Source organism: Macromonas nakdongensis (assembly GCF_002837145.1).
Classification (GTDB): Bacteria; Pseudomonadota; Gammaproteobacteria; order Burkholderiales; family Burkholderiaceae_C; genus Macromonas_B; species Macromonas_B nakdongensis.
In genome coordinates this window covers 1-20127 of the sequence record NZ_NWMV01000038.1, presented here as the reverse complement: position 1 = coordinate 20127, position 20127 = coordinate 1, and the positions used below count along the sequence as shown (strand labels likewise).

Annotated in this window: 17 protein-coding genes; 7 read left to right on the top strand and 10 right to left on the bottom strand. The window is 70.2% G+C overall.

The window, feature by feature from the left end; all coding sequences use genetic code 11:
• From CON77_RS06550 to CON77_RS06540, 3 genes are all read left to right on the top strand, one after another.
• The coding region (locus tag CON77_RS06550) for a biotin--[acetyl-CoA-carboxylase] ligase (RefSeq protein ID WP_101048332.1) at window positions 1–662 on the top strand (662 nt) is incomplete at its 5' end.
• An 8-nt stretch (window positions 663–670) separates the two neighbouring features.
• Window positions 671–1411, top strand: coding sequence for an SPOR domain-containing protein (locus CON77_RS06545; protein WP_101048329.1), 741 nt, complete (start codon window positions 671–673; stop codon window positions 1409–1411).
• Between the two features lie 62 nt (window positions 1412–1473).
• Complete coding sequence (locus tag CON77_RS06540) at window positions 1474–1950, top strand: FKBP-type peptidyl-prolyl cis-trans isomerase (RefSeq protein ID WP_101048328.1); 477 nt, start codon at window positions 1474–1476, stop codon at window positions 1948–1950.
• Window positions 1951–1976: 26 nt separating this feature from the next.
• Here the strand turns inward: CON77_RS06540 and CON77_RS06535 are convergent, their stop codons facing one another.
• The 7 genes from CON77_RS06535 to CON77_RS06505 all read right to left on the bottom strand — a co-directional run bounded on the left by CON77_RS06535 (window position 1977) and on the right by CON77_RS06505 (window position 12731).
• Window positions 1977–3455, bottom strand: a complete 1479-nt coding sequence (locus CON77_RS06535) for a hypothetical protein (RefSeq protein WP_101048327.1) — start codon at window positions 3453–3455, stop codon at window positions 1977–1979.
• 145 nt (window positions 3456–3600) lie between these two features.
• Window positions 3601–4617: a type I glyceraldehyde-3-phosphate dehydrogenase gene (gene gap / locus CON77_RS06530; RefSeq protein ID WP_101048326.1), complete on the bottom strand. Its 1017-nt coding sequence runs from the start codon at window positions 4615–4617 to the stop codon at window positions 3601–3603.
• A gap of 29 nt (window positions 4618–4646) precedes the next feature.
• Complete coding sequence (tkt, locus tag CON77_RS06525) at window positions 4647–6701, bottom strand: transketolase (protein WP_101048331.1); 2055 nt, start codon at window positions 6699–6701, stop codon at window positions 4647–4649.
• Between the two features lie 69 nt (window positions 6702–6770).
• A complete protein-coding gene (gene pdeM / locus CON77_RS06520) occupies window positions 6771–7535 on the bottom strand; it encodes a ligase-associated DNA damage response endonuclease PdeM (protein WP_101048325.1) in 765 nt (254 codons plus the stop codon).
• Window positions 7532–10000 carry a ligase-associated DNA damage response DEXH box helicase gene (locus CON77_RS06515; RefSeq protein ID WP_101048324.1) on the bottom strand — a complete coding sequence of 823 codons (2469 nt, stop codon included), beginning with the start codon at window positions 9998–10000 and terminating at the stop codon, window positions 7532–7534. The genes pdeM and CON77_RS06515 overlap by 4 nt, the downstream gene beginning before the upstream one ends.
• Window positions 9997–11649, bottom strand: a complete 1653-nt coding sequence (locus CON77_RS06510; protein WP_101048323.1) for an ATP-dependent DNA ligase — start codon at window positions 11647–11649, stop codon at window positions 9997–9999. The genes CON77_RS06515 and CON77_RS06510 overlap by 4 nt, the downstream gene beginning before the upstream one ends.
• Entirely contained in the window at window positions 11646–12731 is a 1086-nt protein-coding gene (locus CON77_RS06505; protein WP_101048322.1) for a ligase-associated DNA damage response exonuclease, read from the bottom strand. The genes CON77_RS06510 and CON77_RS06505 overlap by 4 nt, the downstream gene beginning before the upstream one ends.
• A gap of 81 nt (window positions 12732–12812) precedes the next feature.
• Between CON77_RS06505 and CON77_RS06500 the strand changes: the two genes are divergently transcribed.
• From CON77_RS06500 to CON77_RS06490, 3 genes are read left to right on the top strand one after another with little or no spacing between them, the layout of a single operon-like run.
• A complete protein-coding gene (locus CON77_RS06500) occupies window positions 12813–13625 on the top strand; it encodes a nucleotidyltransferase family protein (RefSeq protein ID WP_101048321.1) in 813 nt (270 codons plus the stop codon).
• 30 nt (window positions 13626–13655) lie between these two features.
• Window positions 13656–15053, top strand: a complete 1398-nt coding sequence (locus tag CON77_RS06495; protein WP_101048320.1) for an aminopeptidase P N-terminal domain-containing protein — start codon at window positions 13656–13658, stop codon at window positions 15051–15053.
• Window positions 15054–15058: 5 nt separating this feature from the next.
• Entirely contained in the window at window positions 15059–15664 is a 606-nt protein-coding gene (locus CON77_RS06490) for an MOSC domain-containing protein (RefSeq protein ID WP_101048319.1), read from the top strand.
• Window positions 15665–15680: 16 nt separating this feature from the next.
• Here the strand turns inward: CON77_RS06490 and CON77_RS06485 are convergent, their stop codons facing one another.
• Complete coding sequence (locus CON77_RS06485; RefSeq protein ID WP_101048318.1) at window positions 15681–16361, bottom strand: flavin reductase family protein; 681 nt, start codon at window positions 16359–16361, stop codon at window positions 15681–15683.
• Window positions 16362–16524: 163 nt separating this feature from the next.
• Between CON77_RS06485 and CON77_RS06480 the strand changes: the two genes are divergently transcribed.
• On the top strand, window positions 16525–17358 hold the full coding sequence (locus tag CON77_RS06480) for a helix-turn-helix transcriptional regulator (RefSeq protein WP_198552284.1): 834 nt from the start codon (window positions 16525–16527) through the stop codon (window positions 17356–17358).
• 51 nt (window positions 17359–17409) lie between these two features.
• On the opposite strand, the gene pcaF is transcribed toward CON77_RS06480, so the two are convergent.
• A complete protein-coding gene (gene pcaF, locus CON77_RS06475; RefSeq protein WP_101048317.1) occupies window positions 17410–18612 on the bottom strand; it encodes a 3-oxoadipyl-CoA thiolase in 1203 nt (400 codons plus the stop codon).
• A gap of 88 nt (window positions 18613–18700) precedes the next feature.
• Window positions 18701–20127: 3-hydroxyacyl-CoA dehydrogenase (locus CON77_RS06470; RefSeq protein WP_101048316.1), on the bottom strand; the 1427-nt coding region annotated here is incomplete at its 5' end.

The window sequence follows — 20127 nt, the reverse complement described above, 5'->3', positions numbered from 1 at the left end:
GGCACGAAGCGGTGCTGCTGGTGACGCTGGAGCAGACCGCCGGACGCGGGCGGCGTGGGCGCGGCTGGGTGAGCGCGCCGGGCGCTTCGCTGACGTTCTCGCTGGGCCTGCCGCTGCACCCGCGGGACTGGTCGGGCTTGTCGCTGGCGGTGGGCGTAAGCCTGGCCGAACAACTGCCGCCCGCCGTGCGCCTGAAATGGCCGAACGACCTGTGGTGGCACGACCGCAAACTCGGCGGGATTCTGGTGGAAACGGCCAACGTCGGCGAACGGCGCTATGCGGTGGTGGGCGCCGGACTCAACCTGCGGACCCCGGCGCTGCCGCCGACCGGTGACACGGCGGCCGACGGCCCGCCCCCGATGCCCCCGGTCGGCCTGGACGCGCTGGTGCCCACCGGCAGCCCCCTGCCGGACGCCGGCGACGCCCTGGACACCCTGGCACCGGCCCTGGTGCGCGACCTGCTGCGCTTCGAGCGCGATGGCTTTGCCGCCTTCGCCCAGCGCTTCGCCGCGCGCGACGCCCTGTACGGCCGCGCCGTGCGCCTGTCCGACGGACAGGAAGGCACCGCCGTGGGCGTGCGCGCCGACGGCGCCCTGCTGCTCGACACCGGCCAGGCCACCCAGGCTGTGCTGCAACACGAAGTGAGCGTGCGGCCGTGCTGAGGGCCCTCGTGACCCTGCTCCTGCTGGCCAACCTCGGTCTGTGGGCGTACACGCAGGGTCACCTGGCCTGGCTCGGCCTGGCCCCGCACTCGCCGAGCGAACCCGAGCGGCTGGCGCAACAACGGGCTCCGGAAAAACTCACCGTGCTCAACACCCCCAAAGCCCCCGCCCCGGCCACGCCGGCCGCACCCGCAGACGCGCCACCGCCCGGCCCCACCCCCGTGGCGGCAGCGCCGGCCGAGCCCGCTGCGCCCGCCGAAGCCAGCAGCCCGCCCCGGCCCCCCCCGAAAGCCCCCACGGCCTGCTGGCAGGCCGGCGGCCTGCCCCCCAGCCAGACGCTGCTGGTGCGCGCCACCCTGCAAAACCTGAGCGGGCTGAGCCCCCAAGACTGGACCCTGACCGAGGCCGTGCTGCCGGCCCGCTGGATCGTCTACCTGGGCAAATTCCCCAATGCCGAGGCGCTGCAGCGCCGGCGCGCCGAACTGCGCCAGGCCCAGATCGACCACCGCGAAGTGGCCACCCCCACGCTGCAACCGGGCCTGGCCCTGGGCACCTATTCCACCGAAGAAGCCGCACGCCGGGCCCTTGCCGACGCCGTGCTGCGCGGGGCCGACGGCGCTCGCGTGGTGCAGGAGCGACAGGAAACCCGCAGCCACACCCTGCGCCTGCCCGCCATCACCGACGCGCAACGCCGCCAGATCGCGCAGACCGACGTGCTCGCCGGCAAACCGCTGCAGCGCTGCCCCTGACGGCCCCGGCCCCCGCCCGGCCGCTTGCGGGCACAATCACCCTCTTTTTGCGGAGCGCACCCATGTTGATCGCCAAAGACACCGTCGTCACCCTGAGCTACCGGGTCAGCGACGCCCAGGGCCAGCTGCTGGAAGCCAGCGAGGCCCCCATGGCCTACCTCCACGGCGGCTACGGCAACACCTTCGAAAAGCTGGAAGCGGCGCTGGAGGGCCAGGCCGTGGGCTTTGCCACCACCGTCGAACTGGCCCCGGCCGACGCCTTCGGCGAACGCGACGAAGCCTTGGTGCAGACCATCGACAAAAAAGACTTTCCACCCGGCGTGAAAGTGGGCGGCACCCTGCGCGGCGTGGCCGACGACGGGCACGAGCGCATCTTCACCGTGGTCAAGATCAAGGGGCCGCAGGTGGTGCTGGACGGCAACCACCCGCACGCCGGCAAAACCCTGCGCTTCGCCCTGAAGGTCACCGAAGTGCGGGCGGCGAGTGCCGAGGAAGTGGCCCACGGCCACGCCCACGGCGCCCACGGCCACCAGCACTGAGGCCACCGAGGTGGTGAACGGTGCGCTCAGGTGCCGCCGTTCTTCAGACTGCCGACGAAAGACTTGAACACCACACGTGCGGCTTCAGGCACGTCGCGCCAGTAGCGGTCCACGTACAGGGTGGAGGGGTAGGTCTTGACCTTCTCTCCCACTAGGGCGCGCACGGGGTTGGGGTGGGGCGACTCCTGCACCGTGTACTCGATCACCCCGGGCACCTTGAAGTCGTCCTTCAGGAACACGTAGCTGTAGTCGCCCTGGACGCCCACGGTCATGCGGGTGAAGCGGTTGCCCAGCAACACGCCGGGGGTGATTTTGGCCTTGGTCCAGTTGACCATGGTGCCATGGTCCACTTCGATGACGGCCAGGGGCACGAACACCCGCACGTGCAGGGTGGCGGTGTCGAACTCCTTTTGCACGTCTTTCTCATAGAACAAGAAGTTGGTGGCCCCCAGACTGAGGTTGCCAGTGAACGTCAGCGTGTGGTCCCGGACGGTGGGCGAGAACATGCTGCTGCCCGTGTTCAGGTAATCGATGCTCTGGGCGCCTGAGCCCCCTTTGATGACCAGCGGCACGCCGGGCGGCGCCATGAACACGCTGCGGATGGCCCCTTGCCCCGAGCTTTTTTGCGCCTCGGCGTCTTCGACGCGCGGGGTGGCGCCGCCTTGGCGGGCAAAGGCCTGGTAGCTGGCGGCCGCGTGCAGTTTTTCCGTCGGCACCACGTCCAGGCCGCTGGCTTTCAAGTCGTTCAGGAAGTCCTGGTACAGGGTGTTGGTGGCCGCCTGCATGCGGTCGCGCTGGAGCGCGTCGCTGAAATCGACGCCCACCGCCCGGCTGGTGTATTCGGTGATGCTGGTCACGCCGTTGGAGCCGAGGTTGGCCCGCTGCACGACTTCGCCCACCTGCGATTCCACGAATTGCACCGTGAACGAGGCCACCGCCACGCGTTGAACGCCCTTGAGGCGGTCGCCGTGGATGACGGTGAGCTGGGGCGTGTCGAACACCGGCGGGGGCGGCATGGCGGCCGGCGCACTGGCCTCGGGCGCGGGCATCGGCACGGGTGCGGCCCCGCCACAGCCCTTGCTCAAGAACAACTGGGCCAAGTGTTCCTTGCGCGCCTGCGCCTGTTTCTGGCGCTCCTGTGCCTGGGCAGCCCCCGTCGCCCCTTTCTCGGCCACCACCCCGGCCGCGGTCTTGCTGGCCACGCTGCCAAACAAGTGGCCCCCCAGCCCGCCCAGGGCCCCAAAAATGCCGGTGCGGCTGGCCACCTCGGCCGCCACGCCCGCGGCCTGTCCGGCCGTGGCCTGGGTCTGCCCACTGGATTGCGCGGCCTGGGCCTCGGCCACCACGCGGTCCATGGCCTGGACCTGCTCCTGGATTTGTGGACAGGTCAGGCCGCCGTCGTTGAGCTGGATCTTGTCGATGGGGGTGGGGGCCTGCGCCCAGACGGCGGCGGCGCACCAGGCGCTCCCCGCCAACAGCCAGCGGAAACTGCGGTGTGTCTGCATCGGATCCTCCTGATCCTGTGGGATGGGTTTACCCGGAATTTAATGCAAGAAATGACACTTGAATACCCGTGTCGCGCCACCACCACAGCCCCCGGACACAAAAAAACCCGCCACAGCGGGCGGGTTCGGCAGGGTCAGGGGGTGTTTACTTCGACACCACGCGCACCATTTCCAGGCACTTGGCGGCGTAGCCCCATTCGTTGTCGTACCAGGCCACCACTTTGACGAAGCTCTGGTCCAGCGCGATGCCGGCTTCGGCGTCGAACACGCTGGTGCAGTTCTCGCCGCGGAAGTCGGTGGACACGACCTTGTCGGTGGTGTAGCCCAGCACGCCCTGCAGGCCGCCGTCGGCCACCGGGGTTTCAGCCATGGCCTTCATGTGGGCGCAGATCTCTTCGTAGCTGGCCTCGGCGTTCAGTTCCACCGTCAGGTCCACCACCGACACGTCGGAGGTGGGCACGCGGAAGCTCATGCCGGTGAGCTTCTTGTTCAGCTCGGGGATGACCTTGCCCACGGCCTTGGCGGCACCGGTGCTGGACGGGATGATGTTTTCCAGGATGCCACGGCCACCGCGCCAGTCCTTGCGCGAGGTGCCGTCCACGGTCTTCTGGCTGGCGGTGGCGGCGTGCACGGTGGTCATCAGGCCGCGCTTGATGCCCCACTTGTCGTTCAGCACCTTGGCCACCGGGGCCAGGGCGTTGGTGGTGCACGACGCGTTGGACACCACGGCCTGGCCGGCGTAGGCGGTGTGGTTCACGCCGTAGACGAACATGGGCACGTCGTCCTTGGACGGGGCGGAGATGACGACCTTCTTGGCGCCGGCGTCCAGGTGCACCTGGCAGGTGTCGGCGGTCAGGAACTGGCCGGTGCATTCCAGCACCACGTCCACGCCCATGGCGCCCCATTGCAGCTTGGGGTCGTCGCGTTCGTGGCTCAGGGGGATGCGCTGGCCGTTGACGACCAGGGCCTCGTTGCCCTCGAAGCCCACCTCGCCGTTGAAACGGCCGTGCACGCTGTCGTACTTGAGCATGTAGGCCAGGTAGTCGGCCGACTTGGGGTCGTTGATGCCGACGACTTCGATGTCGCCAAAGCTTTGCACGGCGGCGCGCAGCGCCAGGCGGCCGATGCGGCCAAAGCCGTTGATGCCCAGTTTGATGGTCATGTGGTTTTCCCTTGCGTGATTGAAGCGGTTTATTGGGTCAGCACGGCCTGAACGGTGGCGGCCACGTTCTCGGGCGTGAAGCCGAAGTGCTGGAACAGCACCGGGGCCGGGGCCGATTCGCCGTAGGTGTCGAGGCCGACCACGGCGGCGCAACCGTATTTCCACCAGCCGTCGGTGGAGCCCATTTCCACCGCCACGCGCGGCAGGCCCTTGGGCAGCACGGCCTTTTTGTAGTCCACGTCCTGGCGGTCGAAGGTGGTGGTGCTGGGCATGGACACCACGCGCACCGGCACCTTCTGCTCGGCCAGCAGTTGCTGGGCTTTGAGCGCCAGTTGCACCTCGGAGCCGGTGGCGATGATGACCGCCTTGGCCTTCTTGCCGGCCTTGAAGCCCACGTCCTGGGGCTCGCTCAGCACGTAAGCGCCCTTGTTGATGTCGCTCAGGTCCTTCTTGGGCGCGTAGGCCAGGTTCTGGCGGCTCAGCAGCAGGGCGGTGGGCTTATCGGTGTTGCGCAGCGCCACGGCCCAGGCAATCGCCGTTTCGGCGGTGTCGCCGGGGCGCCACACGTCCAGGTTGGGGATCAGGCGCAGGCTGGCGGCGTGCTCGATCGACTGGTGCGTGGGGCCGTCTTCGCCCAGGCCGATGGAGTCGTGGGTGAAGACGTGCACCACGCGCTGCTTCATCAGCGCGGCCATGCGGATGGCGTTGCGCGAGTAGTCGGAGAAGGTGAGGAAGGTGCCGCCGTAGGGGATGAAGCCGCCGTGCAGCGCCACGCCGTTCATGATGGCGGCCATGCCGAACTCGCGCACGCCGTAGTTGATGTGGCGGCCGCCCTGGCCGGCTTCGTTCTTCACCACCGAACCCGCGTCGTCAAAACGCAGGTTGGGGGTGGACTTGGTGTTGGTCAGGTTGGAGCCGGTCAGGTCGGCGCTGCCGCCCAGCAGTTCGGGCAGCGCGGCGGTGAAGGCTTCCAGTGCCAGTTGGCTGGCCTTGCGGCTGGCCACGGTTTCGGCCTTGCTGTGGGCGGCCACCGCCGTGTCCACCACCAGTTGGTCGAAACCCTTGGGCAGCTCACCGGCCATGCGGCGCACGAATTCCTTGGCTTCGGCCGGGAAGGCCTTTTTGTAGGCGGCGAACTGCGCGTCCCAGGCCTTTTCGGCGGCTTTGCCGGCGTCTTTGGCGTCCCAGGCAGCGTACACGTCCTTGGGGATCAGGAAGGGTTCGTGCGCCCAACCCAGGGCCTCGCGGGTGAGTTGGATTTCGTCGGCGCCCAGCGGCTCGCCGTGGGCCTTGGCGGTGTTGGCGCGGTTCGGGCTGCCCTTGCCGATGTGGGTCTTGCAGCAGATCAACGTGGGCTTGTCGGCGCTGGCCTTGGCCTGGGCGATGGCGGCGTCCACGGCGTCGGCGTCGTGGCCGTCCACGGCGTGGATCACGTTCCAGCCGCAGGCTTCGAAGCGGGCCGGGGTGTTGTCGATGAACCAGGGGGTGACCTGGCCGTCGATGGAAATGCCGTTGTCGTCGTACAGCGCGACCAGCTTGTTCAGCTTCCAGGCGCCGGCCAGGGCGATGGCCTCGTGGCTAATGCCTTCCATCAAACAACCGTCGCCCAGGAAGACGTAGGTGCGGTGATCGACGATGGCGTGGCCGGGCTTGTTGAATTCAGAGGCCAGCAGCTTTTCGGCCAGCGCCATGCCGACCGCGTTGGTGATGCCCTGGCCCAGCGGGCCGGTGGTGGTTTCCACGCCGGGGGTGTGGCCCACTTCGGGGTGACCGGCGGTCTTGCTGCCGAGTTGGCGAAAGTTCTTGAGCTCCTGCATCGGCAGCTTGTAGCCGGTCAGGTGCAGCAGGGCGTAAATCAGCATGGAACCGTGGCCGTTGGACAGCACGAAGCGGTCGCGGTTGGCCCAGGCGGGGTTGGCGGGGTTGTGGCTCAGGTGACGCTTCCACAAGGCGACGGCCATGTCGGCCATGCCCATGGGCGCGCCGGGGTGGCCAGAGTTGGCTTGCTGCACGGCGTCCATGGCGAGGGCGCGGATCGCGTTGGCCATGGTTTGGGCGGAAACAGAGGTCGAAGTGGAGGTCATGGTGCTGGTGGGCAACGGTGGGTCAGGCACGGGAGGGCGCCCGACAAGCCGGGTATTTTAACTTTCGGGTTACCCCGAGGGGTGAAATCGGGCGCCACCGTCGGGCCAGCACCACACACGGCCACCGCCCACCGGGTAGCGCTGCACCCCTGGTGCAGGGCCGATCAGATACCCCCCGGTGAAAGCGCCAAACGCGGGCAACAGGAGCTGACCGGCGCTGCGCACGAAGCAAGGCAGGCGCACGGTATCGCGTCCGCGACCTTGTAGGCGGCAGACAGGGTGGGTGTGCCCAGCCAGCACGAAACCGGCGTGGACGGCCTCGGTGTGGTGGCGTGCGACGTCTCGCGGGTGGTGGCAAGCCGCGAAGGGCCCCATCGCCCAAGGCTCGTCCACCACCGCGATGCCCAGGCTGACAGGCGGGTCGCCCGCGCGGTCGTCGTGGTTGCCGCGCACCAGGGTCATGCGCACCTGGGCATGGCGTTGGCGCCAGGCGTGCAACGCGGTGAGCAGCGTGGTGTTGTGGGCTTGGCGGGCGTGCAGCAGGTCGCCCAACAGCACCAGGTGACGGGCGCCGGTGCGCTGCAGCGCGGCGTCCAGGCGTTGCAGGTTGTCTTGGGTGGTGCCGGCGGGCACGGGCTGGCCCAGGGCGCGGAAGGTGGCCGCCTTGCCCAGGTGCACGTCGGCCACGAACAAGGTGTGTTGCGCGGGCCACCACAGCGCCGGGTCGGGCAGCAGTTGCACCGCCTCGCCCTGCAATGTCAGGGGCTCGGCGCCGGACAAGGCCGAGGGCGCGGGCGGAACCGGGTCAACGGGCGGGGCCGCGTGCGTGGTCATGTCGAACCCTCTGGTGCGGCACCGGCCACGCGCTCCAGTTGGGCGACCATGCGGGCGATGCGCTCGGCGGCGCTTTCGGTGCTCAGGCGTTCGCGGAGGCGCTCGGCCAGCAGAGGAAAGGCCAGCGGCGTGGCGCGCTTCAGCGGGTGGTGCACCAGTTGCTGGCGCGTCATGCGTTGCAAGGTGGCGCGCAGCCGGTTCACGTCCAGTTCAAGCCGCAGCAGCTCGGCCTCGGCCTGCAGCAGCAGGCGGTTGGCCGGGTCGTGCTGGCGGAACACGCCCCAGAACAAGGCCGACGACGCCTGCAGTTGCCGGCTGCTGCGCCTTTCACCCGGGTGGCCTTGGAACACCAGGCCCGACACGCGGGCAATTTCGCGAAAGCGCCGCTGGGCCAATTCGCTGGCGTTCAGGCTGGCCAGCACCTCGTTGAGCAAGGTGGCGTCGTCGGCGGGCCCGGCCAGCAGGTCGGGCAGGTGCTCGGCCCAGTCCACCTCGCGGGCGGTGAGCAGCTCCAGCCCGTAGTCGTTGACGGCCATGGACACGGTGCACGGCACGCGCTGCCCGATGCGCCACGCCAGCAGGTTGGCCAGGCCGAGGTGGACATGGCGGCCGGCAAAGGGATAGAGGAACAGGTGGCAGCCTTCCCGCGAATGCAGGGTTTCGGCCAGCAAGGTGCGGGGCGTGGGCAGCGCGGACCACCGGGCTTGCAGCGCCAGCAAGGGTTGCAGCGCTTGCAACTCGGGGGAGGCATCAGCCCCTTCGGCGGCTTGCTGGAACTGCACCAGCATGGCGTCGGCCAAAGCGGTGGACAGGGGCAGGGTGCCACCGTTCCAGCGCGGCACGGCGGCGCGCGCTCCACTGGCGCGGCGCACCCAGGCGGTCATTTCATGCACCCGGATCAGCTCCAGCAGCCGCCCGCCGAACAGGAGGCAGTCGCCCGGTTTAAGGCGGGCGATGAAGCCCTCCTCCACCTGCCCGATGCGGCTGCCACCCTGGTATTGCACGGTCATGCTGGCGTCGCTGACGATGGTGCCGATGTTCATGCGGTGGCGCCGGGCCAGACGGGCATCGGGCACGCGCCACACACCCGTGTCGTCGGGCACGGCGCGGCGGTAGTCGGGGTAGGCCGCCAGCGACGGGCCGCCTTGCGACACGAAGTCCAGACACCAGCGCCAGGCGTCGTCGCTCAGGTGGGCGTAGGCGGCGGTGGTGCGCACCTCGGTCAACAGTTCGTCGGGCCGAAAACCGCCGCCCAGCGCCACGGTGACGAGGTGCTGCACCAGCACGTCCAGCGGCTGGTGCGGGGTGTCGCGCGGTTCGATCTGACCGGCCTGCACGGCGGCGCGGGCGGCGGCGCCTTCCACCAACTCCAGGCTGTGGGTGGGCACGATGCTGATGCGCGAAGGCCGGCCCGGCGCGTGGCCCGAACGGCCGGCGCGCTGCAGCAGCCGCGCCACGCCTTTGGGCGAGCCGATCTGCAACACCCGCTCCACCGGCTGGAAGTCCACGCCCAAGTCCAGGCTGCTGGTGCAGACCACGGCGCGCAAAGTGCCGTCCTTCAGCGCGGACTCGACCCATTCGCGGGTGGCGCGGTCCAGCGAGCCGTGGTGGAGCGCGATCTGGCCGGCCCAGTCGGGCCGGGCGTCCAGCAGCGACTGGTACCACAGCTCGGCCTGGGCGCGGGTGTTGGTGAACACCAGCGTGCTGGCCGCCGATTCAATCTCGGCCACCACCTGCGGCACCATGGCCAGGCCCAGGTGGCCCGCCCACGGAAAGCGCTCCAGCCTGGGCGGCAACAGGGTGTCGATGGTGAGGGTTTTGGGGGTGTGCCCCCGCACCAGCCGGCCCCGTGTGGCCGCCTGCGGGTCCAGCAGGGTGTGCAGGGCATGGTCCAGGTTGCCCAGCGTGGCCGACATGCCCCAGACGCGCAACGCGGGGTTGAAGGTGCGCAACCGGGCCAGGGCCAGCTGCACCTGCACGCCGCGCTTGCTGCCCATCAGTTCGTGCCACTCGTCCACCACCACCAGGGCCACGCGGCCCAGCGCCTGCGCGGCATCGGCGCGGGCCAGCAGCAGGCTCAGGCTTTCAGGGGTGGTCACCAGCGCAGTGGGCAGGCGATCGGCCTGGCGGGCGCGCTCGCTGCTGCTGGTGTCGCCGCTGCGGGCGCCGGCGGTCCAGGCGGGGGCCAGGTCGGGCAGCGGGATTTGCAGCGCACGCAAAGTGTCGGCCGCCAAGGCGCGCATGGGGGTGAGCCAGAGCACCGTCAGCGGCGGGGTGCGGGTGGCCTGCCGTTGAGCCAAGGCTTGCAAGGCACCCAGCCACACGGCGTAGGTTTTACCGGCGCCGGTGGTGGCGTGCAGCAGGCCGCTGTCGCCAGCCGCCATCGCCGCCCACACCTCGCGCTGAAAGTCGAACGGCGTCCAGCCGCGCGCGGCCATCCAGGCGGTGGCGTCGGGCCGGGTCATGGCGCGCTCCTGGGCAACAAGGCCGCCAAGGTGTCCAGCGTGTCGGCCTCCTCCACCGGTTTGTCTTCGCGCCAACGCAGCATGCGCGGAAACCGCACCGCGATGCCGCTTTTGTGCCGCGGGCTGCGGGCAATGCCTTCAAAACCCAGCTCGAACACCAGGGTGGGCCGCACGCTGCGCACGGGGCCAAAGCTTTCCACCGTGGTCTGGCGGATGATGGCGTCCACCCGGGCCATTTCCGCGTCGGTCAGGCCGGAATAGGCCTTGGCAAACGGCACCAACTGGCGGCCTTCGGTGCCGGGCGGCGCGTTCCACACGGCGAAGGTGTAGTCGCTGTACAGGCTGGCGCGGCGGCCATGGCCGCGCTGGGCGTAGATGAGCACCGCGTCCACGCTCATGGGGTCGATCTTCCATTTCCACCAGGTGCCGTCGGCCTTGGTTCGGCCAACACCGTAGCGGCTGGCGCGGTGCTTGAGCATGAAGCCCTCGGTGCCGCGCTCACGGGCTTGCTCGCGCAGGTTGGCGAGTGCGGGCCAAGTGGCACCTGTGACCAGGGGGCTGGGCTGGAGCAACGGGTGGTTCATGGCCTGCACCAGCGCGTCCAGCGCAATGCGGCGGGTGTGCAGGGGCTGGGCGCGCAGGTCTTGGCCGGTGTGTTCCAGCAGGTCGTAGGCCAGCAGCGCCACCGGCAGTTCGCGCAGCAGCTTGGGCCCCAGCGCTTTGCGGGTGATGCGCTTTTGCAGCTCGGCAAAGGGCTGCGGGCCATCGTTGCGCCAGACCACGATTTCACCGTCGATCACGGTGCCATCGGGCAGCGCATCGCCCAGCGCGGTCAGCTCGGGAAAGCGCTCGGTCACCAGCTCTTCGCCGCGCGACCAAACCCAGGTCTGGCCCGCGCGGCGCACCAACTGGGCGCGGATGCCGTCCCACTTCCACTCCACCAGCCAGTCGGCGGGTGGGCCCAGCAACTCGGTGAAGTGGTCAATCGACTCGGCCAGCGGGTGGGCCAGGAAGAACGGGTAGGGCTGACCGCTCTGCGCCTGCTGTTCGTGGGCGTTTTCGTGGGCGGTCAGCGCGTGGAAATCGGCAGCGGTGGGCTGCCTGCCCACGGCGGTATAACCCATCAGGCGCTGGGCCACGCGCTTGGGGTCCAGCCCGGCCACGGCGGCCAGCGCCTGCGTCACCTGCAATTTGGACACCCCCACCCGAAAGCCGCCGGTGATGAGTTTGAAGTAGACGAAGCGCTGGTCGTCGGGCAAAGTGGGCCACTGGGTGCGCAGGGTGTGCGCCTGCGTTTCGGGCGGCTGGCCGCGCAGCGGCAGCAGGTGCTGCACCAGCCAGTCGGCCAGGCTGCGGTCCACCGGTTCGGTGGCGGGCGGCAACAGCAGCGACACGGTTTCGGCCAGGTCGCCCACGGTCTGGTAGCTTTCCTCGAACAGCCATTCGGGCAGCGCGGCGGCCTGCTGGGCCAGCCCGCGCAGGGTGCGGGTGGGGACCATCTGGCGGGGTTTGCCACCCGCCAGAAAGTACACCGCCCAGGCCGCATCGGCGGCCGGCGCTTGCGCGAAGTAACGTTGCAGGGCGGCCTGCTTGTCGCGCGTGGCGGTGCTGGCGTCCAGCTCGCGGTACAGCTCGGCAAAGCGCTTCACGGGGCGGCTCCAGCGGAAGCGGCCACGGTTGCAAGGGCCATGTCGCCAGGCGACCCGCTGTCCGAGGCGCCGTTGGACGGGCTGTCGTGGTCCTCATCCCCGTATTCGGTGTCAAAAGCCTGCGCGTCCAGCCCCTGCTCGCGCATCCAGCGCACCAGCACCGGCACGCTGCCGTGGGTCACGCGCACGTGCTCGGCCCCGGTGGCGCCGATCGCGCTCACCAGGCCCGGCCAGTCGGCGTGGTCGGACATGACGAAGCCCTGGTCCACCCCGCGCCGGCGGCGGTTGCCGCGCACCTGCATCCAGCCGCTGGCAAAGGCCACCATGGCATCGGCGCCAAAGCGTTTCATCCATGGCGTGCCTTGGGCCGATGGCGGCGCCACCACCAGGGCGCGCTGCAAAGCCGCTTTGTCCAGTTCGGTCACACGGTGCGTCGTTGGCAAATGCACGCCCGCAGCGCGGTACACCGCGTTCAGCGGCTCCACCGCACCGTGCACCACGATCGGGCCGATGCTCGCGTCCACCCCGTGCAGCAAACGCTGCGCCTTGCCAAAGGCGTAACTCAGCAACACCGAGGCACGGCCAGCCGCCGCGTTGCGCTGCCACCAGGCGTTGATCTGGCGGAACAGCACCGCCTGCACCGGCCAGCGGTACACCGGCAGGCCAAAGGTGCTTTCGGTGATGAAGGTGTCGCAGCGCACCGGCTCGAACGGGGTGCAGGTGCCGTCGGGCTCGGTCTTGTAGTCGCCCGAGGCCACCCACACCCGGCCCCCGTGCTCCAGGCGCACCTGGGCCGAGCCCAGCACGTGCCCCGCCGGGTGCAGCGACAGGCGCACGCCGTGGTGTTCGATGGTGGGGCCGTAGTCCAGCGTCTGCAGCGCGATGTCGGTGCCCAGGCGCTGGCGCAACACGCCCTCGCTCAGCGTGTGGGCCAGGTAGTGACGGTGACCCCAGCGGGCGTGGTCCGAATGGCCGTGGGTGATGACCGCACGATCGACCGGCCGCCAGGGGTCGATGTAGAAATCGCCGGGCGGGCAATACAAGCCTTCGGGGCGAGCGACGATGAGGTCGGTCGTGGACATGTCGAAGAGGATAGCTTTTCAGGCCCCTCGCAGCAGGCAGGGCGACCGATGGCCAGGCGCGCCCGGTGACAATAGGCCCCCATGACACGCGACGACCTCCACGCGCCCCCCCCCGCCCAGGCCCTGTTGCTGGCCGCCGGCCGCGGCGAGCGCATGCGCCCGCTGACCGACACCACCCCCAAACCCCTGCTGGCCGTGCAGGGCAAGCCACTGATGCAGTGGCACCTGGAAGCCCTGGCCCGTGGCGGGGTGCGCCACGTGTGCATCAACACCGCGTGGCTGGGCGAGCAGATTCCGGCCCAGTTCGGCGCCAGCTTCACCCCCGGTTTGACGGCTTGGGACGGCACCGGTCCGGCCCCTCAACTGGCCTTGCACTACTCCATGGAAGGGCAGGACTTTGGCGGCGCGTTGGAGACGGCGGGCGGCATTGTGCGCGCGCTGCCCCGGCTGGACGACGTGTTCTGGCTGCTGGCCGGCGACGTGTTCGCGCCCGAGTTCGTGTTTTCCCACGCGGTGCGGGCGGCGTTTGCGCGCAGCCCGCTGCTGGCGCACATCTGGCTGGTGCCCAACCCGGACCACCACCCGCAAGGCGACTTTGGCGTGGCGGTGCTGCCCGGCGGTCGCCTGCTGGCGCACAACGGCGCCGACGCGCCCAAGCACACCTACTCCACCATCGGCCTGTACAAAAAGGCGTTCTTCGCGCAGCCCTGGTGCCCCATTGCGGCGGGCAACCCGCAGGGCGTGGCCGCCCCACTGGGGCCCATGCTGCGCGCCGCCATCGACGCCGGGCAGGTGGGCGCCTCGGTGTACCCCGACCGCTGGGTGGACGTGGGCACGCCCGAGCGGCTGGCCGCCCTCAACGCCCCTGGGCCCACCTCGGCCGCCCTGCACTGAAACACGGGCGCTTGCGTATCATCGTTGACCATGACCGCCATCCCCCACCAAGCCCTGTACGCCGACCGCCGTGCCCGCCTGGCCGCCCAACTCGGGGCGGGCGGCGTGGCCATCGTGCCCACCGCGCCGGAACACACCCGCAACCGCGACAGCGAGTACCTGTTCCGCTTCGACAGCTACTTTTACTACCTGACCGGCTTCACCGAGCCGCGCGCCTGGCTGGTGATCACCGCCGAGGGCCACACCACCCTGTTCTGCCAGCCCAAAGACCTGGAACGCGAAATCTGGGACGGCATCCGCCTGGGGCCGCAGGCCGCGCCCGGCGCGCTGGGCGTGGACGAAGCCTTTTCGGTGGACGAGCTGGACACCCGCCTGCCCCAGCTGCTGGAAAACCGCCACACCGTGTGGTACCCGTTCGCGGTGCACACCGGCCTGGAAACCCGGGTGGACGGCTGGCTGCAGAAGGTGCGTGCCCGCGTGCGCTACGGCGCCCTGTGCCCCGACGCCCAGCGCGACCTGTGCGGCCCGCTCGACGAGATGCGCCTGATCAAAGACGCCCACGAAATCGACGTGATGCGGCGCGCCGCGCAGATCAGCGCCCAAGCCCACATCCGCGCCATGCGCCGCAGCGCGGCCACCCTCCGCGCCGGGCAGGACCTGCGCGAATACCACCTGGACGCCGAACTGCTGCACGAATTCCGCCAGCACGGCTCGCAGTACCCGGCCTACGGCAGCATCGTGGCGGCCGGCGCCAACGCCTGCGTGCTGCATTACCGCGCCGACGCCGCCCCGGTGCGCGACGGCGAACTGGTGCTGATCGACGCCGGCTGCGAACTCGACGGCTACGCCAGCGACATCACCCGCACCTTCCCGGCCAACGGGAAGTTCACCGGCCCGCAGCGCGACCTGTACGACCTGGTGCTGGCGTCGCAAGAGGCCGCCATTGCCGCCACCCGGCCCGGCAGCCGCTTTGTGGACCCGCACGACGCCACGGTGAAGGTGCTGGCCCAGGGCATGCTCGACCTGGGGCTGCTGAACCGCAACGACGTGGGCCACTTGGACGATGTGATCGCCGAGCGCCACTACTTCCGCTTCTACATGCACCGCACCGGCCACTGGCTGGGGCTGGACGTGCACGACGTGGGCAGCTACGTGGAACCGAGCGAACTCGGCCAACTGAGCGAGCGCCAAGACCCGCTGAGTGGCGAAACCATCAAGGACCGACCCAGCCGCGTCCTGCGCCCCGGCATGGTGCTGACCATCGAGCCCGGCCTCTACGTGAGCCCGGCGCCCGGCGTGCCCGAGCATTTCTGGAACATCGGCATCCGCATCGAGGACGACGCGGTGGTGACCGAAAACGGCTGCGAACTGCTGACCCGGGGCGTGCCGGTGAAGGCCGACGAGATCGAAGCCCTCATGGGCGGTTGAAGCGCATGTCCGGGCCTTTGCGCGTCGTCATCGACCACCTCTGCACCGGCACCGTGGCGCCGCTGGTGGCCGAGGGCCGGCGTTTTTCCAGCGCCATCGGCAAACGCCCGCGCACCGACGCGGTGGCCCTGGCGCCGCTGGGCCTGCACGGCGACGAGCAGGCCGACCCCAGCGTGCACGGCGGCCTGGCCAAGGCGGTCTACGCCTGGCCGGTGCAGCACCACGCCTGGTGGCAGGCGCAGCGGCGCGAACGCGGCGCCAGCCTGTTCGACGAGGCGCTGCCGCCCGGCTTTTTTGGCGAAAACCTGGGCCTGCGCGGCCTGGACGCGCCGCTGGACGAGGCGGCTGTGTACGTGGGCGACGAACTGCACTTTCCCGACGCGGTGCTGCGCGTGACCGATCCGCGCCAGCCCTGCTTCAAGTTCGCCGCCGTCATGGGCTACGCCCAGGCAGGCAAGGACATGGTGCTGTCGCGCCGCTGCGGGTTTTACCTGGCGGTGGTACAAGCGGGCACGCTGCAGGCCGGCCAGGTGGGCGAACTGCGTGCCGGCCCGCGGGCCTTCAGCATCGCCGACGCCATCCACGCCAAGCGCATCAAGCACCTGCGCTGAAGCGCCTGGCGGCGGCTCAGGGCTGCTGCGCCGCGCGCGCCTTGTCGGGCGAGCCTTCCAGGCCGGCCAGCAGGGCGCGGCTGTCGCCCGGAATCACCATCTGGAACTTGCTGTCCACCGTGGTGTAGTCGAAATAGCCCATGCGCGCCAGCGGGCGGATCTTGAGCACGTCGACGAAGCCCTCGGGCGTGAGCACCTCGTCGGCGATGTGTACCGCCACCACGCGGCCGAACACCACGTCGGCGGTACCCATGGGCGGCACGCCAGGGAAGCGCAGGGTGTTGAGGTAGACGCACTCGAACTGGATGGGCGAGCCCCCCACCCGCGCCGGTTTCACCTTGCGCGACGGCAGCTTGGCCAGACCGGCGCGCTCGAACTCATCCACGCCGTGCGGCAGCTCCTGGGCGCTGATGTTGACCGCCTCGCGCAGTTCGTAGGTGGCCAGGTTCCAGACGAACTCGCCGGTGTCCTCGGCGTTGCGCACCGAGTCCTTGCGCTGGCCCGAGGTGTCCTGGTTGGCCGAGAACATGACGATGGGTGGGTTGAAGGTGACGTTCTGGAACTGGCTGTAAGGCGCCAGGTTGTGCTGGCCGTCGCGGCTCACGGTGGAAATCCAGCCGATGGGGCGCGGCACCACGCAGGATTTGAAGGGGTCGTGCGGCAGGCCGTGGGGGGTGATACCGGGTTCGTAGTACATGCAAAGTCTCCTCGGGTGGCGCGGGGCTCAGGGTTCAGCGGCTGGTCAAGGGCGCGGCGGCGGGCGACAATGGCGATCTCTGCCGGCCTGGCCCGCGCGCTCGACACCCACTGTACGGCGCGCCGGCCGCGCCGGCTGTCATCCCAGAAGACGACACCGCCCCATGAGGACCTGGACCCCCGACCCCCGTCAGGCCGCTGCCGTCAGCGGCCAGTGGCTGGCCGAGCTGATCGCGCCGCTGGGCCAGCCCGCCTTCGGCCCGGCGGTGCTGGAGCGGCTGCGTGCGCTGGTGCCGGTGGGCTCGTACGCGGTGTACCGGGTGGGATCGGCGCCGGCGATGTACCTCTCGGGCAGCCACGGCGGGCCCGACCGGACGCTGGCCTGCTGGCGCGCCTACCTGCAAGGCCCGCACGCCCACGACCGCACCCTGGCGGCCGGCGCGCCCCCGGCCGACCGGGCCTGGCTGTGCCACATCACCGCGCCGGAGGTGCCGCTGCCGCACCGCGCGGCGGTGTACGACCCGCACGGCATGGCCGAGCGCCTGTCGGTGGTGCGGCAGCAGGGCGACGCGGTGCTGGCGCTCAACCTGTACCGGCACCGAGAGCAGCCGCACTGGCGCGACGGCCAGATCGGCGACTTCGCCGCGCTGGCGCCAGGGCTGCTGGCGCTGGTGGAAAAACACCTGGCGCTGACCGCGCCGCCTGGCACGCCGTCTGCGCCCACGCAAGCCAATGCCTGGGTGCCCGCCGACACCGTGGCCGCGGCACCCGACTGGCGCGCGCGCCTGCAAGGGCACTGTCCGGCCCTGACGCCGCGCGAGCTGGACGTGTGCGAACGCCTGCTGGCGGGCCTGACGCAGGACGGCATCGCCGCCGACCTGTGCCTGAGCGTGCCCACGGTGAAAACCTACCGCAACCGCGCCTTCGAGCGGCTGGGCATCCACTTCCGCAACGAGTTGTTTGCCCTGGCGATGGCGTTGCCCGCCCCGCGGGGCTGACGTTGGGCGCCGCCGGGGTACAACCCGGCAACGCCCCACCGGCTCAAGGGATCAGACGCGTTCCAGCACCAGGGCAATGCCCTGGCCCACGCCGATGCACATGGTGCACAGCGCGTAGCGGCCGCCGGTGTGCTGCAGGCGGTTGATGGCGGTGGTGGCCAGGCGGGCGCCCGAGGCCCCCAACGGATGACCCAGCGCAATCGCGCCGCCCCAGGCGTTGACGCGGGCGTCGTCGTCTTGCAGGCCCAGCAGGCGCAACACGGCCAGACCCTGCGCGGCAAAGGCTTCGTTGAGCTCGATCACGTCCATCTGCGCCAGCGTCAGGCCGGTCTGGGCCAGCACCTTCTGCGTGGCCGGCGCCGGGCCAATGCCCATGATGCGCGGGGCCACGCCGGCGGTGGCCATGCCCACCACGCGGGCCTTCGGCGTCAAGCCGTTCTTGGCGGCGCTGGCTTCGTCGGCCAGGATCAGGGCGCAGGCGCCGTCGTTCACGCCGGAGGCGTTGCCGGCGGTCACGGAACCGTCGGGGCGCACCACGCCTTTGAGCTTGGCCAGCGCCTCCAGGCTGGTCTTGCGCGGGTGTTCGTCGGTGTCCACGACGATGGCGTCGCCCTTCTTTTGCGGGATCGCGACGGGGCAGATCTCGCGGGCCAGGTGGCCGGCTTCGATGGCGGCAACGGCGCGCAATTGGCTGTTCAACGCCATCAGGTCCTGCGCTTCGCGCTCGATGGCGAAGTCCACCGCCACGTTCTCGGCGGTTTCGGGCATGGAGTCCACGCCGTACTGGGCCTTCATCAGCTTGTTGACGAAGCGCCAGCCAATGGTGGTGTCGTACACCGCGTTGCTGCGGCTGAAGGCACTTTCGGCCTTGGGCATGACGAAGGGCGCGCGGCTCATGCTCTCCACGCCGCCGGCGATCATCAGGCCCGCTTCCCCGGCCTTGATGGCGCGCGCAGCGGTGCCGATGGCGTCCAGGCCCGAGCCGCACAGGCGGTTGACGGTGCCGCCGGGCACCTCCAGCGGCAGACCGGCCAGCAGGCCGGCCATGCGGGCGACGTTGCGGTTGTCTTCGCCGGCCTGGTTGGCGCAGCCGTAGATCACGTCGGCCACGGCCGCCCAGTCCACGTTGGGGTTGCGCGCCATCAGGGCCTTGAGGGGAATGGCGCCGAGGTCGTCGGTGCGCACGCTGGACAGGGCACCGCCGTAGCGGCCGAAGGGGGTGCGGATGGCGTCGCAGATGAAGGCTTGGGTCATGGGGGTCTCCGTGGGTGGGGTCGGTCGGTCTGGGGGCACAACAGCCGGGCCGTGGCCACAGCTTACAGGGTTGGGCGGCGGCGGGGGGTCACGCCAGCAGGGCGTCCAGGCGGGCGCCGAAACCGGCGTCGCGGACCAGGGCCTGCAGGTCGCGCGCCAGGGTGGCGCGGTCTTGCTGGCGCGCCCAGAACACCGGGCCGCCTTCCCAGCGCGGGAAGCCGTAGCCCTGCACCAGGACCACGTCGATGTCGCTGGCGCGAGCGGCCACGCCTTCGGCAAACAGCAGCGCGGCCTCGTTCACCATGGCCAACAAGGCGCGGCGAGTGATCTGGTCCCCGCTCAGCGGCTGGCGGGTGAGGCCGCGCGCCGCACTGGCCTGTTCGATGATGCCGCGCACGGTGGCGTCGGTGGTTTTGGCGGCCTTGCCGTCGGTGTAGGTGTAGTAGCCGGCGCCGGTCTTGCGGCCCAGGCGGCCCTGCTCGCACAACTGGTCGAGGATGCTCACGTAGCGTTCGCGCGGGTCGCGGGTGGCGGCCTGGGCTTTGCGCATGCGCCAGGCGATGTCCAGGCCCGACAGGTCGGCCACGGCAAACGGGCCCATGGCAAAACCCATGCCGGTCAGGGCCTGGTCCACGTCTTCGGGCCAGGCGCCGTCTTCCAGCATGAATTCGCACTGCTTGCGGTAGGCGTTGTAGATGCGGTTGCCGATGAAGCCGAAGGCGTTGCCGCACAGCACGGGCATTTTTTTCAAGGTCTTGCCCAGCGCCATGCCGGTGGCCAGCACGTCGGGCGCGGTCCGCGCCCCGCGCACCACCTCCAGCAGCTTCATCACGTGGGCGGGGCTGAAGAAGTGCAGGCCCAGCACGTCCTGCGGCCGCGACGTGGCGTTCGCGATCGCGTCCACGTCCAGGTAAGAGGTGTTGGTGGCCAGCACCGCGCCGGGGCGGGCGTGGGCGTCGATCTGCCGGAACACGGCCTGCTTGACGGCGAGGTCCTCGAACACGGCTTCGATCACCAGATCGGCCTGGGCCAGCAGGGTCCAGTCGGTGGTGGCGGTCAAGCGGGCCTGGGCGGCGTCGGCCACGGCGGACTTCATCTTGCCGGCGGCGACGCGGCCGCGGTAGTGATCGGCCACGCGCTGGCTGCCGCGGTCCAAGGCCTCGTCGTTCTGCTCCAGCAGCAGCACGCTCAGGCCGGCGTCCAGCGCGCAGATGGCGATGCCCGCGCCCATGGTGCCGGCGCCAATCACGGCCACAGTCTGCACCGGGCGGGGGTCGGCCTGCAGGTCGGGCGGCAGCTTGGTGGCCTCGCGTTCGGCCTTGAACTGGTGGCGCAGGGCCTGCGCGGCACGGCTGGGCACCAGCTGCAGGAACAGCTCGCGCTCGCGCTGGGCGCCTTCGGCAAACGGCCGCGCACAGCCGGCCACCGCGTCCAGCAGGGCGGTGTAGGTGGGCTGCAGGCGCTGGCGGGCATTCAGCTGGCTTCGCTCTGCAGCCACCTGCTCGGCCACGGCGG